This window comes from Methanosarcina sp. WWM596, assembly GCF_000969965.1.
Lineage (GTDB): Archaea > Halobacteriota > Methanosarcinia > Methanosarcinales > Methanosarcinaceae > Methanosarcina.
In genome coordinates this window covers 1,158,242-1,174,494 of record NZ_CP009503.1, presented here as the reverse complement: position 1 = coordinate 1,174,494, position 16,253 = coordinate 1,158,242, and the positions used below count along the sequence as shown (strand labels likewise).

Here is a 16,253-nt window from a genome sequence, read left to right as displayed (position 1 = left end):
GGCAAAGCCAGAAAATTAATTGGGAAAAATCAAAATAAAAAAGATGACCGGTTAAACTTTAAATCAGGTTTTTAGATTATACCGGCCTTTTCAAGAAAACCTTCCAGAGGCACGGAGTGAGTCTGGAAACCGCATACTTTGTAGGGGTCTGCTCCCATTGAAAGAGCTACGAACTGGGCAATATTCATGTGTACCATGTCGTATTTTACCCCAAACTCTTTTTCAATTACAGGCTGGTAGCGGTCATACTGGATCTGGCAGTTCGGGCACATGTGAAGCATCAACTCCACCCCGACTTTCTGAAGGCTGTCCAGTTTGGCTTTGGTTACCTGAAGGGAGGTGTTTTTATTAAGGTGGATCTGAGAAAAGCCCATTCCGCAGGTAAGAGAGCGGTCTTCGTACCAGCGGACAGGGGATGCCCCGCAGGCTTCGGCTACCGTATCTATAAGCTGGGGGTTTTCGGGGTTTCCGACTACATCAAGGTATTTAACTTTATAATAATGGCAGGCATGATGAGAAGCTGTTTTAACTCCTGAAAAATCGAATTTCTTCTCTTCAGGGATCCGGCTGACTTTACTCAGGAGGACCTCAACTGCATGATAGATGTTGGTCCGCGGGTTCATATCGCCCTTTTCATAGATAAGGTCATCGAAGCCCTTTTCTCTGAAGATGGAGTTGACTTTTTCCCGGACCTCAGCGTTGTTGTTAAGGAGTTCACATGCATCCTTATTTACGGCATAACAGGTTGAACAGAGACAGGTTATGTTGGGATACCCGCACCTTCTGGCAACTGCAAAGTTCCGGGCTGCAATGGCTGCTGTTGTGAGCCCTTCAAAGACATCGGTGTAGTGCCCGATCCCCGTGCAGCAGGACTGCTCATCGTTTACACAATAATTTACCCCGAGCCGGTCAAACACGTAAGCTGTGGCGGTTTCTATCCCAGGGTATTCCTGCCCGACCATGCAGCTCTTAAACAGTAAGAGCTTGCTGTCCGGTATACTCTCTATCGCTTTCAAAGCCGAAGCCTCCCCGTTTTTTTTCGTTTTTAGTCCCGTCGGGCTTCAGGGGCCCATGAATTTTGTTTTCCTGGATCCTTGATTTAATCCATTTTTCCCTTTCAAAATAACCCGTGCTCTCAAGAATAGCCTGGACTTCCCCATGGGTATTTCTGACATCCCTGGCACTGAGCCCCAGTTCGGAACGGATGGGCTCCAGATTCCTTTTAATTCCAATCCAGCGCTCTCCAAGGTCTTTTTCCATATTCTTGACACCGGCGCCAGGGACCTTGCTGGCTCCGTTTTCTGCAAGGATTTCTCCAATCTCAAGGAAATAGGCAAGCTTTTCAACCCCGATTCCTTCGTTGATAGCCATCTGCCGCAGCACTTTCACGATGGTTACAGGGCTGTTGTTCCTGGGACAGCGCAAATTGCAGGAATAGCAGTAGAAGCAGGACCAGATCATCTCAGATTCAAGCACACTGCGATCGTTTTCTATCACCTTTTTTACAATCTGCCGGGGGCTGTAGTCCGTAAACCGGGCTGCAGGACAGGAAGCAGTGCAGGCTCCGCACTGAATACAGCGGTCCAGTCCCATGGATTCAGGGGTTCGGATACTTTTTTTTGCGGTCTCTGCAAGAGTTTTACACTCGGGGGTATCGAATTTGTTTACATATGGCTTCATCTGATCACCTCTCTTTCCCGAGCAAGGCGAGTAAAAGTTCCTGCAAGCCCTTTTGTGTTCGGGACATAGGTTTTTTTGAAATAGATCCGGTTTCCTGAATCTCCAAGTTCTTCTTTGAGTTTTTCAACGTGCCTGGTAGTAAGAGGATATATTATCTCTGCTCTCGGGCTGTCAGGTGGGTCTTCTACAAAAAGGACAGAAGACGCCCCATGCTTAAAAGCATGAAGCACCAGGTCTCTGTCCACTACCAGACATGTAGGGACCTTAATCAATTTGACATTTGAAGGGTATGTGAGCACACTGTTACCGATATTATCACAGGTAAGAGAAGAAATTCCGCTGTTTACAAAACCAAGCACATCTCCTTCTTCAAGCACACCCTCCATCTCGGCTTTCAGCTGGGGTTTCGTAAAGCCTGCGATCTGGACAGCTCCGTCCTCGCAGAGCTCGGTACAGTACCCACAGCCCGTGCAGATAAGAGGATCAAGAACAACCCTTCCACTCTCATTCAAGGAGAAAGCCTCGAAGGGGCATTTAAGACATTCTCCACAGCGCGTGCAAAGCAGCTGGTTGACAACTGCAATTTCATTATCCAGTACCTTCGGGCTGTCCGTAATGAAAGCCCTTGCCCTTATAGCTGCAAGTCCGGCCTGGGCAATGGTATCCGTAACGTCTTTAGGACTCTGGGCAGTGCCGCAAACAAAGATTCCGTCAAGGGAACTGTCTACGGGTTTTAATTTGGAGTGCCTTTCCTTAATAAAACCGCTTTCGTCCTGGTTCAGGTTCAGCACACTTGCAATTTTCCTGGTCCCGGGAGAAGGCACCATTGCTGCGGAAAGCACAACCAGATCGGCAGGAAGTTCCTTCATTTTCTGGTCAAGGGTATCTTCAACCCTTACAACAAGGCTCTTGTCCGGTTTTTCTACAACTTCGGCAGGTCTTCCCCTCACAAAGTTGACTCCGGTTTCCTGAACTGCACGGTAATAGTTTTCGTAAAAACCAAAAGCCCTCATGTCAATATAGCAAATTGTGATTTCCACTTCAGGATATTTTTTCTTAACCAGGCTTGCGTGTTTCAGAGCCGCCATACAACAGTATCTGGAGCAGTAGCGGTTTCCCCCCTCTTTTTCGTCCCTTGAGCCCACGCACTGGATCATGACTATTCTTTTAGGCGTTTCGGGACCTGGGAAAGGTTCAGAAGAAGGATCAGGGGAAGGGTCAGAGGAACTTTCGCGCCCTGAAGTACAGGCTGTAGGAGTTGTAAATGCAGAAGCTTTACTGAAATCGGAGATTCTCAAAAGTTCCCCTTTTGTAGGGCCATTGATGCCGAGGACTCGGGCAAGTTCCATCTGGGTCAGCACATTTTCAAAAATCCCATATCCATACTGGGGTTTCTGGGATGCGTCATACTCCTCAAACCCGGTAGCAACAACAACTGCACCTACATTAAGTTCAACAATTTCTTCTTTCTGGGAAAAATCAATTGCTCCGTTTTTACAGGCATCTGCACATTTTCCGCAGGCTTCCCCCTTTAACTGGAGGCAATAATTGGGATCAATACAGTAGATTTTGGGGACTGACTGAGAGAAACGAAGAGAAATTGCCTTTTTGTCCATATAGCCGCAGTTGAACTCATCTTCAACCAGAGTAGGACAAACACGGCTGCACCTTCCACATGCTGTGCAGCTGTCTTTCACATATCTTGGTTTCTTCTTCAACCTGACAGTAAAGTTTCCTGCGCTTCCGCTCAGGCTTTCAACTTCTGTCCAGGTCAAAAGTGTAATTTTCGGATGGGCTGCAACTTCATTCATCAGCGGGCTGAGTGAACACATTGCACACTCTTCCGCAAGCTTATCAGGAGAGAATATCTTTCCGATTTTCGCCATCTGCCCGCCTATACTTGAATCTTTTTCAACAAGGAAGGTGGAAATCCCGTTATCTGCAAGGTTCAGCGCAGCTGTAATTCCTGCTATCCCCCCACCTATAACAAGGGCCTGCTGAGTAATATCCACTTTAATTTCTTCCAGGAGCTCTATGTTTTCCAGGCGTTTCAGTTTTGCCCGCAGGAGAGAAAGAGCTTTTTCAGTAGCTCCTGTTCTGTCAGGATGCACCCAGGCACACTGTTCCCTCAGATTTGCAATTTCAAGCCCTGCCCTGTTCAATCCGGTTTCCTGAATGCACTTTTTAAAGAGAGTGCCATGCTTGGAAGGAGTGCACGAACCTATTACTACCCTGTCCAGATTCCTTTCCATAATCTTATTTTTAATCAGGGACTGCCCCTGGCTTGAGCACAGGTACTCATAATCAAAAACCGAGACCCCTTCTGCCTTAAGGGTTTTTTTTACAGCATCTATATCAACGTGTTCGGAAATGTTCCCGCTGCAGTGGCAGATAAATACGGCAGCTTTGTCCAGCCTGTCAGTCGTCCCATCAGTCATTATTCTAAATCTTTCAGGGATTTGTATATAAGGTTTGCCGGAAATGGGAGGTTAATTAACCCAAAAAGGACATTTGATGAGACATAGTAGCAAAATCAGGATAAATCAGAGAGAGAAAAGAGATTTTAACGCCAATTTGTTTCAGTTGTACTCTGGTAAAAATCCTCAGATTAGGGATAATATATGTTATCAATTGTTTTAATCCTATATATATCTGGATGAAGAACTGCAAAAAATCAAATTGCCCGGTTTATTCATTACTCTGCCATCCCATAGATTTTGTAAATAAATTTAGGGCCCCTTATTATCAGAAAGATTTTATATGCATATAATTATATATAGGGAGAGAGTATTATTATTTAAACCAACTGAGATGCCAGATTCGTCAGGCACTTCCTCAGCTTTTAAATTTCAAGAGATAGAGATATATTAAACGAAGAAAAATTAAGCGAAGGGAATAAAAATTCAAATACAGCCATTTGAAATTATCCTTTGAAATGATTGATAAAAAAATTCGTAAAGTTGTTCGTTTGAAAATAATATATTTCTATGATCTGATGATACTGGATAAAACATGATACCGGAGCCAAATATGAGGCGTTCTACCGGTACAAACGGCAGATGATAGTTGTGGCAGATAATGGGCTAACATCAGAAGACAATGATTTAAAAATGGGAGAGGTTGAGTACGAAATGGTCGAGCTTTTGAGGAGGCTTAATATAAACAGACCGGTCGCTTTAACTCTTGCATGCCTCTCAAAAGGAGAAGAGATTTCTTCCCAGTGTATAGAAATGGTATCAGGTCTGAGACAGCCAGAAGTCAGTATTGCAATGCGCTACCTTCGTGAAAATGACTGGGTGGATATGAGAGAAGAAAAAAAGAACCAGGGCAAGGGTAGGCCGGTAAAGCTCTACAAACTGACAGTCCAGATGGAAACAATCATTAACACAATAGAAGAAAACGTCATTGCTGAGAGCAAGACCATATTCCAGAACATAGAACGTCTCAAGAACCTTTCCTGAAGAATCTGCGAAAAAAGGTGAGATTAATGCGGATTATTCCTACAGTTTCATATGTAAAAAGTTCATTCTCAAATTAAAAATCTGATTATATAACCGGGGAATACCTCTCCACAAACTGGACAGTTTAATTAAGGATTTCTTATCCTTTTTGCTTTCTCTTTTTTTTTCAAGTTCAGGTTTGAGACCTCAAAGGTCACTCAGTTAATTATTCAAGGCCTCAATCATCCATTGAGACCTCAAAGGTCACTCAGTTAATAATTCAAGGTCTCAATCATCCATTTCTACAACTTATTATTTCTACAACTTATTATTTCTACAACTTATTATTTCTACAACTTATTATTTCTACAACTTATTATTTCTACAACTTATTATTTCTACAACTTATTATTTCTACAACTTATTATTTCAACTCAAATAATTTCTACTCGAATAATTTGACATTCTTTTTGCTTGAATCAGCTATTTACTGGATAATCAGGGCACTCATACCGTTTATGTAGAAGAATGTCCCGAACAGGTTAACTACTTCACAATTGAGTAAAACATGATCATTCGCCAGATTAGAAGGAATGTTAACAAAGAAGACAGTTGGAAATATAATTATTAATTAACATATATTAAAAACAAAGCATAAGTAAATATTTATATTAATTCACTCTATAATGGTTCTTCGGGTGATTTAATGGTAGATGAAAGTGGTTTAGCTATAGAAACTACTAACATAATGAATGAGGCTCCCTTATCCATGGGATCAAGCGAATATGAAATGATTGAATTATTTAGAAAGATCAACATCAGCAGACCAATTGCTCTTACCCTTGCCTGCCTTGCAAAAGGAAGGGAAATCTCTTCCCAGAGCATCGAAATGGTATCTGGCCTGAGACAGCCGGAAGTCAGTGTTGCAATGCGGTACCTCCGCGAAAACAACTGGATTAACATCCGGGAAGAAAAGAAATCAAAAGGTAAGGGCAGACCGATCAAGCTATACAGGCTAACAGTCCCAATGGACTGCATTGTCAGCAAGATCGAAGAAGAAATCATAGCCGAAAGCAGACTTGTGCTGAAAAATATTGAACTTCTGAAGCACATTGCCTGAAATTTATGATAGGGAGTAGAATGGCCTGAAGTCAGGTGCAGGATTTCATACCTCAAATTGCCTGGACTTCTATTACCGGGAAGCCGTTCTATCTTAAAGGGGACTTCCCCCACCCTCACTTTTTTTCCTTACCAACAGCTTTTTAGATTCTATAACTTTTCTGCAATACATTTCTGCAATACTTTTCTGCAATACTTTTCTGCAATACATTTCTGCAATACTTTTCTGCAATACTTTTCTGCAATACATTTCTGCAATACTTTTCTGCAATACATTTCTGCAATACTTTTCTGCAATATTTCTGACCCATAAAACGTCATTTGCTGATTAAGTCGTTTATTAATGGTACAAAAAAAGAAAACAGCTTTAAAAAAGTTATGAATAAAAAAGTTATGAATAAAAAAGTTGTGAATAAAAAAGTTATGAATAAAAAAGTTATGAATAAAAAAGTTATGAATAAAAAAGTTATGAATAAAAAAGTTGTGAATAAATATATGGGCCCGCTGCGATTCGAACGCAGGACCTCACGGTTATCAGCCGTGCGCTCCACCAGGCTAAGCTACGGGCCCGAAATGAATGTAAATGCAGTTTAAAAAACCTGAAAGTTCTCCGAAAAGAGATTGTTGATTTGTGGTGGGCCCGCTGCGATTCGAACGCAGGACCTCACGGTTATCAGCCGTGCGCTCCACCAGGCTAAGCTACGGGCCCATATATCAGGTTTTTTTCGAATTACCGGAGTTGAAAGGCTTTTTTAGGGAAAGCATCCCAATCCGACAACACTTCTAATACTCGAATTACTACTTATAACTTTTGCTCGAATATTCAAAATTCTCCATACCCTAAATTTTATTTACAGGAAGCTGAGCCTTTATGGCGACAGTTTTATATACGATACTGAGTGTATGAGGGAGTGCTGACAAAGCAAAACGTTACATGGGCCGGTAGATCAGGGGAAGATCGCTACCTTGGCATGGTAGAGGCCTCGGGTTCAATTCCCGACCGGTCCACTTAAAAATAATTAATATTTCTGAAGTATCTCTTTTTTACCAGGTCAATTCCTTTTTAAAAATAGAATGCCTTTTTTAAAATTGTTTTGTATATAAGCCGATCTAGATCTAAAAATTTGATTCTTTGAATCCTGGCTTCTGGAGAATCAATCAAGTTTCTGATCACGAAAAAATCCTGGAAACTTTTGGTACTCATATATGGATGAAGGGGATGAAGGAAACAATGAGAAAAGAGTAATTGTCCACCGTTAAATGAAAAAAGAGAAAATCCAAAAGTAAAAACGGTTTACTGGTTGAAATGATAATCAACCTTTCCTCACAAAAAATGGGATAATATGAAACGCTGTGGAGCACTCCATTTTCATTTTCTTATTTTGGGAGCTGTATATAAATGATAGCACATATCAAGCCTAAAAAGAGTATACCTATTATACCATAAACTGGGGGGGAGCCAGAGAAATTTGTGCTCTCGCTCTGCTCTGCATCCGTGCCCAAACCTGTACTTTCATTGCCCCCGTCCTGCAGGGACCGAGTTTCCAGAGCAGTACCTTTTTCGGTCACTTTTTCAGAGGCACCTTTTGATGTCCCTGTTATTGCAAAAGAGGAGAAACCCGGGACATTAGCCGTGAAGTACAGATAAGTTGCATCTTCACCTGAAAGTTTGACCGACAGCTGCTCCCACTTTTCGTCACTGTACCTGTTGAGGGCAATAGAAGCCTGGTCTATCATTTTATCCTGTATCCAGATCTTTTCAACCTTGAAACAGATGACCGGGTTTTCGATATTCTTAGAGGTTGCAAACCCGCTGTTGCCAACCCATATGTTAAAGAACTTATAGACTTCATCCGAAGGTAGCCCTGAGACAAGGGTAGATTTATTTTTTAACTGTTCAATAATGGTTGTGGTTTTACCCACGGTCTTCTTTGAATCAAAACCCACATACACAACACAGGTTGCTTTCTTCGTGAAGTCAAACTGTATAGCTTTTCCGTTTGTAATGAAGACCTGGGAAAGTTCCTTTACTTCAATGTTTCTTGAAGATTCAGGAGAACCGCCACCACCACCACTGCTTCCTCCACTGCTTCCTCCACTACTTCCTCCACTGCTTCCTCCACTGCTTCCTCCACTGGAGCTGCTACTGTCACTGGAACTGTTATTGTCACTGGAGCTACTTTCCAGTACAGTTATTGTAGCAAGTTTTGAGGTGGTACCGTTTGCATTGCTTACGGTCAGATTAACGGTGTAAGTTCCTGGAACTGTGTATACATGAACAAAGCTTGCCTCAATTGAGTCCTCGATTCCGTCATTGTTAATATCCCAGCTCCTTGATGTTGTATCCTGTGATAGGTCAGTAAAGAGAACAGAAAGGGGAGCAGGTCCACTGGTAACATTCATATTGAAGTCTGCTACAGGAATGATAGCAATTTCTTCCTCCAGCACAGTTATTGTAGCAAGTTTTGAGGTGGTACCGTTTTCATTGATTGCAGTCAGATCAACGGTGTAAGTTCCTGGAACTGTGTATACATGAACAAAGCTTGCCTCAATTGAATCCTCGATTCCGTCATTGTTAATATCCCAGCTCCTTGATGTTGTATCCTGTGATAGGTCAGTAAAGAGAACAGAAAGGGGAGCAGGTCCACTGGTAACATTCATATTGAAGTCTGCTACAGGAATGATAGCAATTTCTTCCTCCAGCACAGTTATGACAGCAGTTTTTGAGGCTGTGCCGTTTTCATTGATTGCAGTCAGATTAACAGTGTAAGTTCCTGGAACTGTGTATACATGAACAAAGCTTGCCTCAATTGAGTCCTCGATTCCGTCATTGTTAATATCCCAGGTCCTTGATGTTGTATCCTGTGAAATGTCGGTAAATTGGACAGCAAGAGGAGCAGGTCCCTGGGTGATGTTTGTCTGGAAATTTGCTACAGGAACTACCGGTGCAGGCTCGGTCCTGGGAGTTACCAGAGGCATATAATCAATATTTTTCTCATTGATCCGGTATGCTTTTTCAGCGATACCATCGCCATTAACATCTAACTGGGTTTGAGAGAAACCATCTCCTTCGGGAGTACCCCAGAAGTTACCGCCGATATAAGGACCATCTATAATGTTAGTCTCTTTTATTTTGGTAGAATTTAGAGAGCTTGTTGCCCATTCATCCACTGCATACAGGTTAACTTTATTATTAAAGTAGTTATTATAAATTGTAGCAGATTCGTCGGTTAAACGTATGCCGATATCACAGTTTGTTATGGTATTTCCGGTAATAACGTGACCACCGCCACCAGATAAAAGTGATATCCCCGTATCACAGCTTTGGAATGTGTTTCCAGTAATTATGTTAGAAATGCTATCAAATGTTGATATGCCAACTGAGCTGTCTATGAAGGAGTTATTCATTATGATCTGATTTCCACAGGCATAGTTGTTGCCAATACTTATACCACATCCATCAAATTTATTATTCTTGATTTTGCAGGCTCCTCCTCCCCCATCAAACTGAACTCTGTCTTTGATGGTGAATCCATCCACCTGGACTTCAGGGACATATATATCAAAACCATCTACAATTGTGGGATAGTCGGAAGAGCCTCTTATAATTACACTTTTTTCTACAGAAATCCTGCCTGAGTAAGTCCCTGACTCTACAATTATCGTATCTCCATCAACCGAATCAGTTAAGGCGACCTGGATTGTCGTGTAATTTCCAGGCCCATCGTCGTCCACGTAGAATGTAGTCGCAGCTGCACTACCAGCAATAGCCTGAAGTGCAAGAGCCACTGTAAATAGAATCAATAATAATCTTTTTATTTGCCACACAAGAAAAACCCCTACAAACTATTTTAGCATCTCAACATCAATAGTTATCACAAATCCCCATTTTTAAACTGAATAAGATACATTGTATGGTTGTGACACTGTATTTAAAGAATAAAAACATCTTGAGTCATACTTCTTGAGTTTTAAGATTAATTTATTTTACGAAATTGACAATGTGATATAAAATTAACTAAATTACCCTACATTTTTATTAATAATGTGTGATTTTTTAGATAATCTGGGGCGTTCAAAAAAGAATTTTGCCAGTTATGAGGCATGACCTATGTGTGACTGCACACAGCACAGAACATTAGAAAATAAATAAATACTCGCTGATTTATATAAGGGCCAATATATAATAGATAATAGAGATTAGAGATTACTCTTCTACCTGAGTGGGGTATGCAGAAGAGTCAGAAAACTTCGTACTTCAGCTAGACATAACGTTTCGATACCTGTAATTTTTTATCGGGGTAGCCGACGGCATCAAATTTACTATATAAAGCAACTCTGGAGGTAAGTATATGGAACAGGAAGCTGTAGAATACCGTGCTGTGAGATATGAGGTACTGCAGGTCCCCTGGTGGCTGGTTGTACTGGAAGGAATTATTACCGTCATCATTGGCTTATTTCTGTTATTTTCGCCCGTAGTAACAACCATAACACTGGTTCAGATTCTCGGGATCTTCTGGTTTCTGGGAGGAGTTATTTCAATCATTTCACTGCTAATAGACAGAGAGAACATGGGCTGGAAACTGCTCTCTGGTACCATAGGCATCCTTATCGGTATTATGGTATTTGTGTACCCATACAGCCCCTTTGTAATTCTGTCGTTTTTCGTAATCATACTCGGAATCTGGAGTATTATATACGGGGCAATAAGACTTATCTGGGCACTCAAAGGCGACGGACTGGGAATGGCAATCCTCGGACTCCTGACAATTGTCCTTGGGATACTCCTGCTGGTTAACCCTCTGGCAGGTGCCGTTGTCCTGCCCTGGATATACGGGATTTCCCTTGTAATAGGCGGGGTTGCAGCATTGATTGACGGGTTTAGAATGAAATCCGGGAAAAACACTTCATATCCTGGATAAGGATTCTAAAAATAGAAAACTTGAAGACTGAGAAGCATTCACGACTATAGATGCAATGTAAGATGCAGTGACAGATTTCGTGCCGGGGCAGGAGACGGTCCATTAGCACTGCAAGCCTTTAAGAACTCCACATTTAAATATCTGAAAAATTTAAAGAATTTACATGCGAAAAGGTACAGTAACAATAACAGGACTGGTTCTTCTTTCCTTTATCCTTTCAATCTATTTTTATCCGCATGTACCTGAACAGATGGCAACTCACTGGAACTCACAGGGAGAAGTAGACGGCTATATGTCGAAACTCTGGGGGCTCTTTTTCATGCCGTTACTGATAACGGGTATTGTAATTATGTTCCTGGTAATTCCGAAAATTGACCCGAAAAAAGAAAATATCGCAAAATTCAGAAAGTGTTATGACGGGTTTATAGTGATACTGATTTTGTTTATGGTTGCAGTCCATCTCCAGACACTGCTCTGGAACACAGGAATTCGGATCAGCCCCAATGTCGTACTTCCTACAGGGATAGGACTTCTGTTTTATTATATAGGAATCCTTACGGAAAATACGGAGCGGAACTGGTTCATCGGAATCAGGATTCCCTGGACTCTCAGCAGCGATAGGGTATGGAAAAGAACTAACAGGCTTGGAGGGAAACTATTCAAGATAGCAGGAATAGTAGCAATCTTCGGGGCTTTTTTTCCGGAACTTGCAATCTACTTCATCCTTGTACCTGTAATATTTGTAGCCGGGTTTACTGTTGTTTACTCATATGTTGAATATCAAAAGGAACTTAAAGAAAATGAAAGAGAGTAAAATAAGGAAGTGAAAAAGAGAAAAGAACTGAAAAAAGGAGCTTAGATAAATTGAAATTCCTGATCAAAACTTAAAAAATAAAGTATAAAGATTCCTGTGTTTGCCATTTCCGGGAATCATTTTAACCGGTTTCTAAAGCCTTATTTATCATTACTTTTATCTAACATGCTCTCATTTTGTCATATTGATCGTTATGACTGAAGATATAATTATAGATTCAAACAAACCAGTCGAAAACGGAGATACTATTTCCGTTGATTATGTGGGAAAACTGGAAGATGGTACAGTTTTCGATACATCAGAAAAGGAAGCTGCCACTGAGGCAGGGATATACAATGAAATGAGAGACTACAAACCTCTGACATTCACCGTGGGAGCCGGACAGATGATTAAAGGCTTTGACGAGGGTGTTGTCGGAATGAAAATGGGAGAAGAAAAAACTCTTGAAATCCCTCCCGAGGAAGCGTACGGAGAATATATGGAAGAGTACGCAAGAGAACTGCCACGTAATGCTGTTGATTTTACCCCGGAAGTGGGGATGCAGTTGGCCACGGAAACAGGGCTCAGAGGCACTATCACAGAGGTAAGCGAGGAAAACTTCATTGTGGACTTCAACCATGAGCTTGCAGGCAAGACCCTGATATTCAAAATAAAAGTTGTTTCGATGGAGGAATAAAAAATGAGGGCAGGGAGGAGGGAAACTTTAATAATATGCGTTCTGCTCATTGGGAGCATTCTTTTCGGAAGTGGATGCGCGGGCAGTGGAGACGGTAATGTTGTAAAAACCGGAAACACAATTCAGGTGGACTATACTGGGAAATTAAAAGATGGTACTGTTTTTGATACTTCCATAGAAGAAATCGCAAAAGAGGCAGGTATATACACAGAACAGAAAAACTATGTTCCCCTGACCTTTAAGGTTGGTTCGGGCCAGTTGATCAAGGGTTTTGACGAAGGCGTAATAGGAATGAAAATAGGAGAAGAAAAGACCTTTACAATTCCCCCCGAAAAAGCTTACGGAAAATATGATGAAGCTAAAATTCAGACAATCTCCCTTGAGGACCTGAACCTGTCAGTGAAACCTGAAGTAGGACAGACATTCAGCAGTATGTACGGGAACACTTTCAGAGTCATTGATGTGAATGAAACGCATGTTACTTTAGACCCAAACCACGAACTCGCAGGCAAGACCCTTATTTTTGATATAAAGCTTATTTCAATAGAATGAGGCTTGAGTCAGTTAAACCGGCTTAAAATCCGGCTTAAAATCCGACTTAAAATCCGGCATATATTTTTTTAAAAAAGATGAACCCACTGGCAGCCAGAAAAAGATAAAGAACTGCCAGAAAAACTGTAAAGAAAAAATTATCAGGAGAAAGGATAATGGAGAACTCTCGTACTGTGGAGAAGGGAGATTATCTCCTTATTGATTATACTGGAAAGCTTGAGAATGGAACAGTATTCGATACCACCTTAAAAGAAAAAGCTCTCGAAGCTGGAATATATAGTGAAGAAAAAAAATACGGGCCTTTCTTTTTCAGAGCATACACTGGTCAGGTGATAAAAGGTATCGATGCAGGGGTTCTTGGAATGCGAGAAGGAGAAGAAAAAACCCTTAAAATCGCACCTGAAGAAGCCTACGGAGAATATAAAGATTATCTGGTTCAGAAAATTCCTCTTTCAAGGCTTGAGCTCAAGGAGCCTCCAAAAGCAGGGAAAATAATAATAACGCCCGGGGGAAGGGAAGTTAAAGTGATCGATTCCACGGAAACTTACGCAATCCTTGACTTCAACCATGAACTTGCAGGCAAAACCCTGATCCTTGAGATAAGACTTGTCTCCATTGTGAACGGATCTGGAAATGTAAGCTTGTCCTGAAATAAATGTATACAGTTAACCCTTGAAATAAATTAATCTAGCTGATCTTTGAAATAAATTCACCTTGTTGATCCTTGAAATAAATTTATTCAAGATAATGCACTATAAGTTAATTTTAGGGTCCAAAAACTGGAAAGTGATGGGAGATGGAAAAGGAAGAGAAAGTCGTGGTAGTGTTGCTCGTGATGGCATTGTCATCTCTTTCGACCGCGTACCTGTTCTTCGGGCAGGAACTTGCAGGAGCTGGACAACAGTCAGAAGGAAAAGCCCTGCAGTACACCCACGAATCTGAAGTAGGGGAAAAAGTATCTCTTGATGCCGAGGTTTTAAGTAAACGATTTACTTATACCGGAGACCACCTGCTTTTAGAAGTGAACTTTAACTCCGAAGTCCTGAGCATATTTATTCCGAAGACAGCGGGTGCTGATGCCCTGAACGAATCAATCAATGAAGGGGACTTCATCAACATAACAGGCACTGTTTCTGAGTATGAAGGAAAAAGGGAAATCAAAGTGGAACGAAAAGAGGATATTGTTCTGAAATAATAGTAGAAAGGCAAGAAGATATTACCTTGAAATAATCGTCATCAATAAGCGCTATAAAATCGGAAGAACAGATCGTTAACAATATATCCATAGAACAACATCGGAGAAAATATGAAAGCATGTATCATGTGCGGAGGCACAGGGACAAGGCTCAGGCCGCTGACCTTCAAACACCCGAAACCGAGCATACCGATTCTCAATAAACCATCAGTCAGGCACCTGATAGAGCACCTTTCAAGGGAAGGGTTCAATGAAATAGTTATGACCTTGGGATATATGGGAGAACATATAGAGGAACAGCTCGGAGATGGACACATGTTCGGAGTACACATCGATTATGTGTATGAGAAAGAGAAGATGGGGACAGCGGGCGGGGTAAAAAATGCTGAAAAATACCTGAAAAATGAGCCTTTTATTGTGCTTGGGGGAGACCACGTCCTTAACCTCGACCTGAGGGAGATGTACCGCTTCCACGAAACAAACGATGCGATAGTGACCATAGGACTCCTTTCCATTGATGACCCGAGGGAATTCGGGATTGCGGATATGGATATAAATAACCGGATCCACCGCTTCCTCGAAAAACCCAAATCCGGCCAGATTTTCAGCAATCTTGCAAGTACAGGCATTTACATCTGTGACCCTGAAATTTTCGACTGGATCCCTGAAAATAAAAAGTATGATTTTGCAAAAGACCTTTTCCCTGCCCTGCTTGCAGCAGATAAGAGAATTAACGGCATGCTTGTCCGGGGAAAATGGACTGATGTAGGGAGTTCGGCAGCCTATAGGCAGGCCCAGCGCTGGATGCTCGATGCACTTCCTGGAACCACAATAGAAGGAAACTTCACAACAAGAAACGCAAGAATACGAGGCCCCCTATCCATAGGAAACAATGTATCGATAGGTTCGAATTCTTCACTCGTCGGGCCCATTGTCATAGGGGAAAACACTGTAATTGGCGATAGCGTCCTTATCGGGCCTTACAGCGTGATAGGTGCAAACTGTACTATCGATAATAATGCAAAGATTCTTTCTTCGTACCTTTTTGATGGTGTATCCATAGGTAAAAACTCCAATATCTCTGGAGCTGTAGTTGCGGATGAAACCGCTGTAGGAGAAAAATGCAGCCTGGAGAATGGAACCGTAATCGGACATAAAGTCGTTATAGGGAACAATTCTACCATACATTCAGGAGTAAAGATCTGGCCTGAAGTAGTGATCGAGAAGAATTCTAGCATAAAGGATACTGTTGTCAATTCGAAATATGATACTACAAACGAAGGCTCCTGAAAATCTGCATAGAGATCTGCATCGAAACCCGTATTCCATGTAAAACTCATAACTTCAGGTCAAAAGATATGTTCCAGATTTTTCCGGACCCAATTATAAATTATTCATAGCCTGGAAATACGGGTTTCTTGCAAATTCAAATTGAGTTTTCAACGCTAATCCAAATTTTTTTGTGATTTTGCGATTTTCCACAGGCTCTCTGCCGGATTTTTATTCGAATATTATCATTTCGGCACCCCTTTTTTAATTGGCTGGTATTTATTCTGAAATGCCCCGATATGACGTTTCAAATCTTCTTTCCACGCGCCACGCTTCGTTTGGTCCCGCCTGCGTACAGTAGATAAAAACAAAAAATAAAACTGGCTGGAAACCCGATGCCGGACCTCAACCGTGTGCCGGGAGACAAATACCATATCTGATACAGATGATTTCCAGTTCCTTATTTTTTAGTACAAGTAACTTGAGATAACAATTCACAAGATACACCCAACTTCTTTTGTACCGTTTAGCATATATCGGAGAAAAAGGGTTCCTTAAATAAGATAACACGCCTACTAACTAATAA

At 41.5% G+C, this 16,253-nt stretch carries 14 protein-coding genes and 3 tRNA genes; 10 read left to right on the top strand and 7 right to left on the bottom strand.

What is annotated here, in order from left to right:
• Positions 1 to 71 precede the first annotated feature (71 nt).
• Genes hdrB through hdrA form a run of 3 tightly spaced genes read right to left on the bottom strand, consistent with a single transcriptional unit; the run spans position 72 to position 4,118 of the window.
• Positions 72 to 1,016 (bottom strand): ferredoxin:CoB-CoM heterodisulfide reductase subunit HdrB, encoded by a 945-nt coding sequence (hdrB, locus tag MSWHS_RS05300; RefSeq protein WP_048126651.1) that lies wholly within the window; start codon positions 1,014 to 1,016, stop codon positions 72 to 74.
• Positions 970 to 1,680, bottom strand: coding sequence for a ferredoxin:CoB-CoM heterodisulfide reductase subunit HdrC (hdrC, locus tag MSWHS_RS05295; RefSeq protein ID WP_048126649.1), 711 nt, complete (start codon positions 1,678 to 1,680; stop codon positions 970 to 972). Before hdrC ends, hdrB begins: the two co-directional genes overlap by 47 nt.
• Positions 1,677 to 4,118 (bottom strand): ferredoxin:CoB-CoM heterodisulfide reductase subunit HdrA, encoded by a 2,442-nt coding sequence (hdrA, locus tag MSWHS_RS05290; protein WP_048158825.1) that lies wholly within the window; start codon positions 4,116 to 4,118, stop codon positions 1,677 to 1,679. Before hdrA ends, hdrC begins: the two co-directional genes overlap by 4 nt.
• A gap of 621 nt (positions 4,119 to 4,739) precedes the next feature.
• Between hdrA and MSWHS_RS05285 the strand changes: the two genes are divergently transcribed.
• Entirely contained in the window at positions 4,740 to 5,141 is a 402-nt protein-coding gene (locus tag MSWHS_RS05285) for a transcriptional regulator (protein WP_048126646.1), read from the top strand.
• Between the two features lie 685 nt (positions 5,142 to 5,826).
• Positions 5,827 to 6,240 (top strand): transcriptional regulator, encoded by a 414-nt coding sequence (locus MSWHS_RS05280; RefSeq protein ID WP_048158824.1) that lies wholly within the window; start codon positions 5,827 to 5,829, stop codon positions 6,238 to 6,240.
• 93 nt (positions 6,241 to 6,333) lie between these two features.
• On the opposite strand, the gene MSWHS_RS21220 is transcribed toward MSWHS_RS05280, so the two are convergent.
• From MSWHS_RS21220 to MSWHS_RS05265, 3 genes are all read right to left on the bottom strand, one after another.
• The gene (locus MSWHS_RS21220) at positions 6,334 to 6,510 is read right to left on the bottom strand and encodes a hypothetical protein (protein WP_156151190.1); all 177 of its coding nucleotides are present in this window, start codon (positions 6,508 to 6,510) and stop codon (positions 6,334 to 6,336) included.
• A gap of 225 nt (positions 6,511 to 6,735) precedes the next feature.
• Positions 6,736 to 6,809, bottom strand: a tRNA-Ile gene (locus MSWHS_RS05270).
• Between the two features lie 62 nt (positions 6,810 to 6,871).
• Positions 6,872 to 6,948 (bottom strand) — tRNA-Ile (locus MSWHS_RS05265).
• A 227-nt stretch (positions 6,949 to 7,175) separates the two neighbouring features.
• Here MSWHS_RS05265 and MSWHS_RS05260 point away from each other — a divergent pair.
• Positions 7,176 to 7,247 (top strand) — tRNA-Ala (locus tag MSWHS_RS05260).
• Positions 7,248 to 7,616: 369 nt separating this feature from the next.
• Here the strand turns inward: MSWHS_RS05260 and MSWHS_RS05255 are convergent.
• Entirely contained in the window at positions 7,617 to 10,067 is a 2,451-nt protein-coding gene (locus MSWHS_RS05255) for a PGF-pre-PGF domain-containing protein (protein WP_052722597.1), read from the bottom strand.
• 524 nt (positions 10,068 to 10,591) lie between these two features.
• On the opposite strand from MSWHS_RS05255, the gene MSWHS_RS05250 reads away from it, so the two are divergent.
• From MSWHS_RS05250 to MSWHS_RS05220, 7 genes are all read left to right on the top strand, one after another.
• Positions 10,592 to 11,161 carry an HdeD family acid-resistance protein gene (locus MSWHS_RS05250; protein ID WP_048126642.1) on the top strand — a complete coding sequence of 190 codons (570 nt, stop codon included), beginning with the start codon at positions 10,592 to 10,594 and terminating at the stop codon, positions 11,159 to 11,161.
• A 163-nt stretch (positions 11,162 to 11,324) separates the two neighbouring features.
• Entirely contained in the window at positions 11,325 to 11,975 is a 651-nt protein-coding gene (locus tag MSWHS_RS05245) for an SdpI family protein (protein ID WP_048158822.1), read from the top strand.
• Positions 11,976 to 12,168: 193 nt separating this feature from the next.
• The gene (locus MSWHS_RS05240; RefSeq protein ID WP_048126637.1) at positions 12,169 to 12,651 is read left to right on the top strand and encodes a peptidylprolyl isomerase; all 483 of its coding nucleotides are present in this window, start codon (positions 12,169 to 12,171) and stop codon (positions 12,649 to 12,651) included.
• 3 nt (positions 12,652 to 12,654) lie between these two features.
• The gene (locus MSWHS_RS05235; protein ID WP_048126635.1) at positions 12,655 to 13,203 is read left to right on the top strand and encodes a peptidylprolyl isomerase; all 549 of its coding nucleotides are present in this window, start codon (positions 12,655 to 12,657) and stop codon (positions 13,201 to 13,203) included.
• Positions 13,204 to 13,358: 155 nt separating this feature from the next.
• Positions 13,359 to 13,853 (top strand): peptidylprolyl isomerase, encoded by a 495-nt coding sequence (locus MSWHS_RS05230; protein WP_048158821.1) that lies wholly within the window; start codon positions 13,359 to 13,361, stop codon positions 13,851 to 13,853.
• A gap of 146 nt (positions 13,854 to 13,999) precedes the next feature.
• On the top strand, positions 14,000 to 14,398 hold the full coding sequence (locus tag MSWHS_RS05225) for a tRNA synthetase (RefSeq protein WP_048158820.1): 399 nt from the start codon (positions 14,000 to 14,002) through the stop codon (positions 14,396 to 14,398).
• Between the two features lie 111 nt (positions 14,399 to 14,509).
• Positions 14,510 to 15,688: a sugar phosphate nucleotidyltransferase gene (locus MSWHS_RS05220; RefSeq protein ID WP_048126626.1), complete on the top strand. Its 1,179-nt coding sequence runs from the start codon at positions 14,510 to 14,512 to the stop codon at positions 15,686 to 15,688.
• Positions 15,689 to 16,253 lie beyond the last annotated feature (565 nt).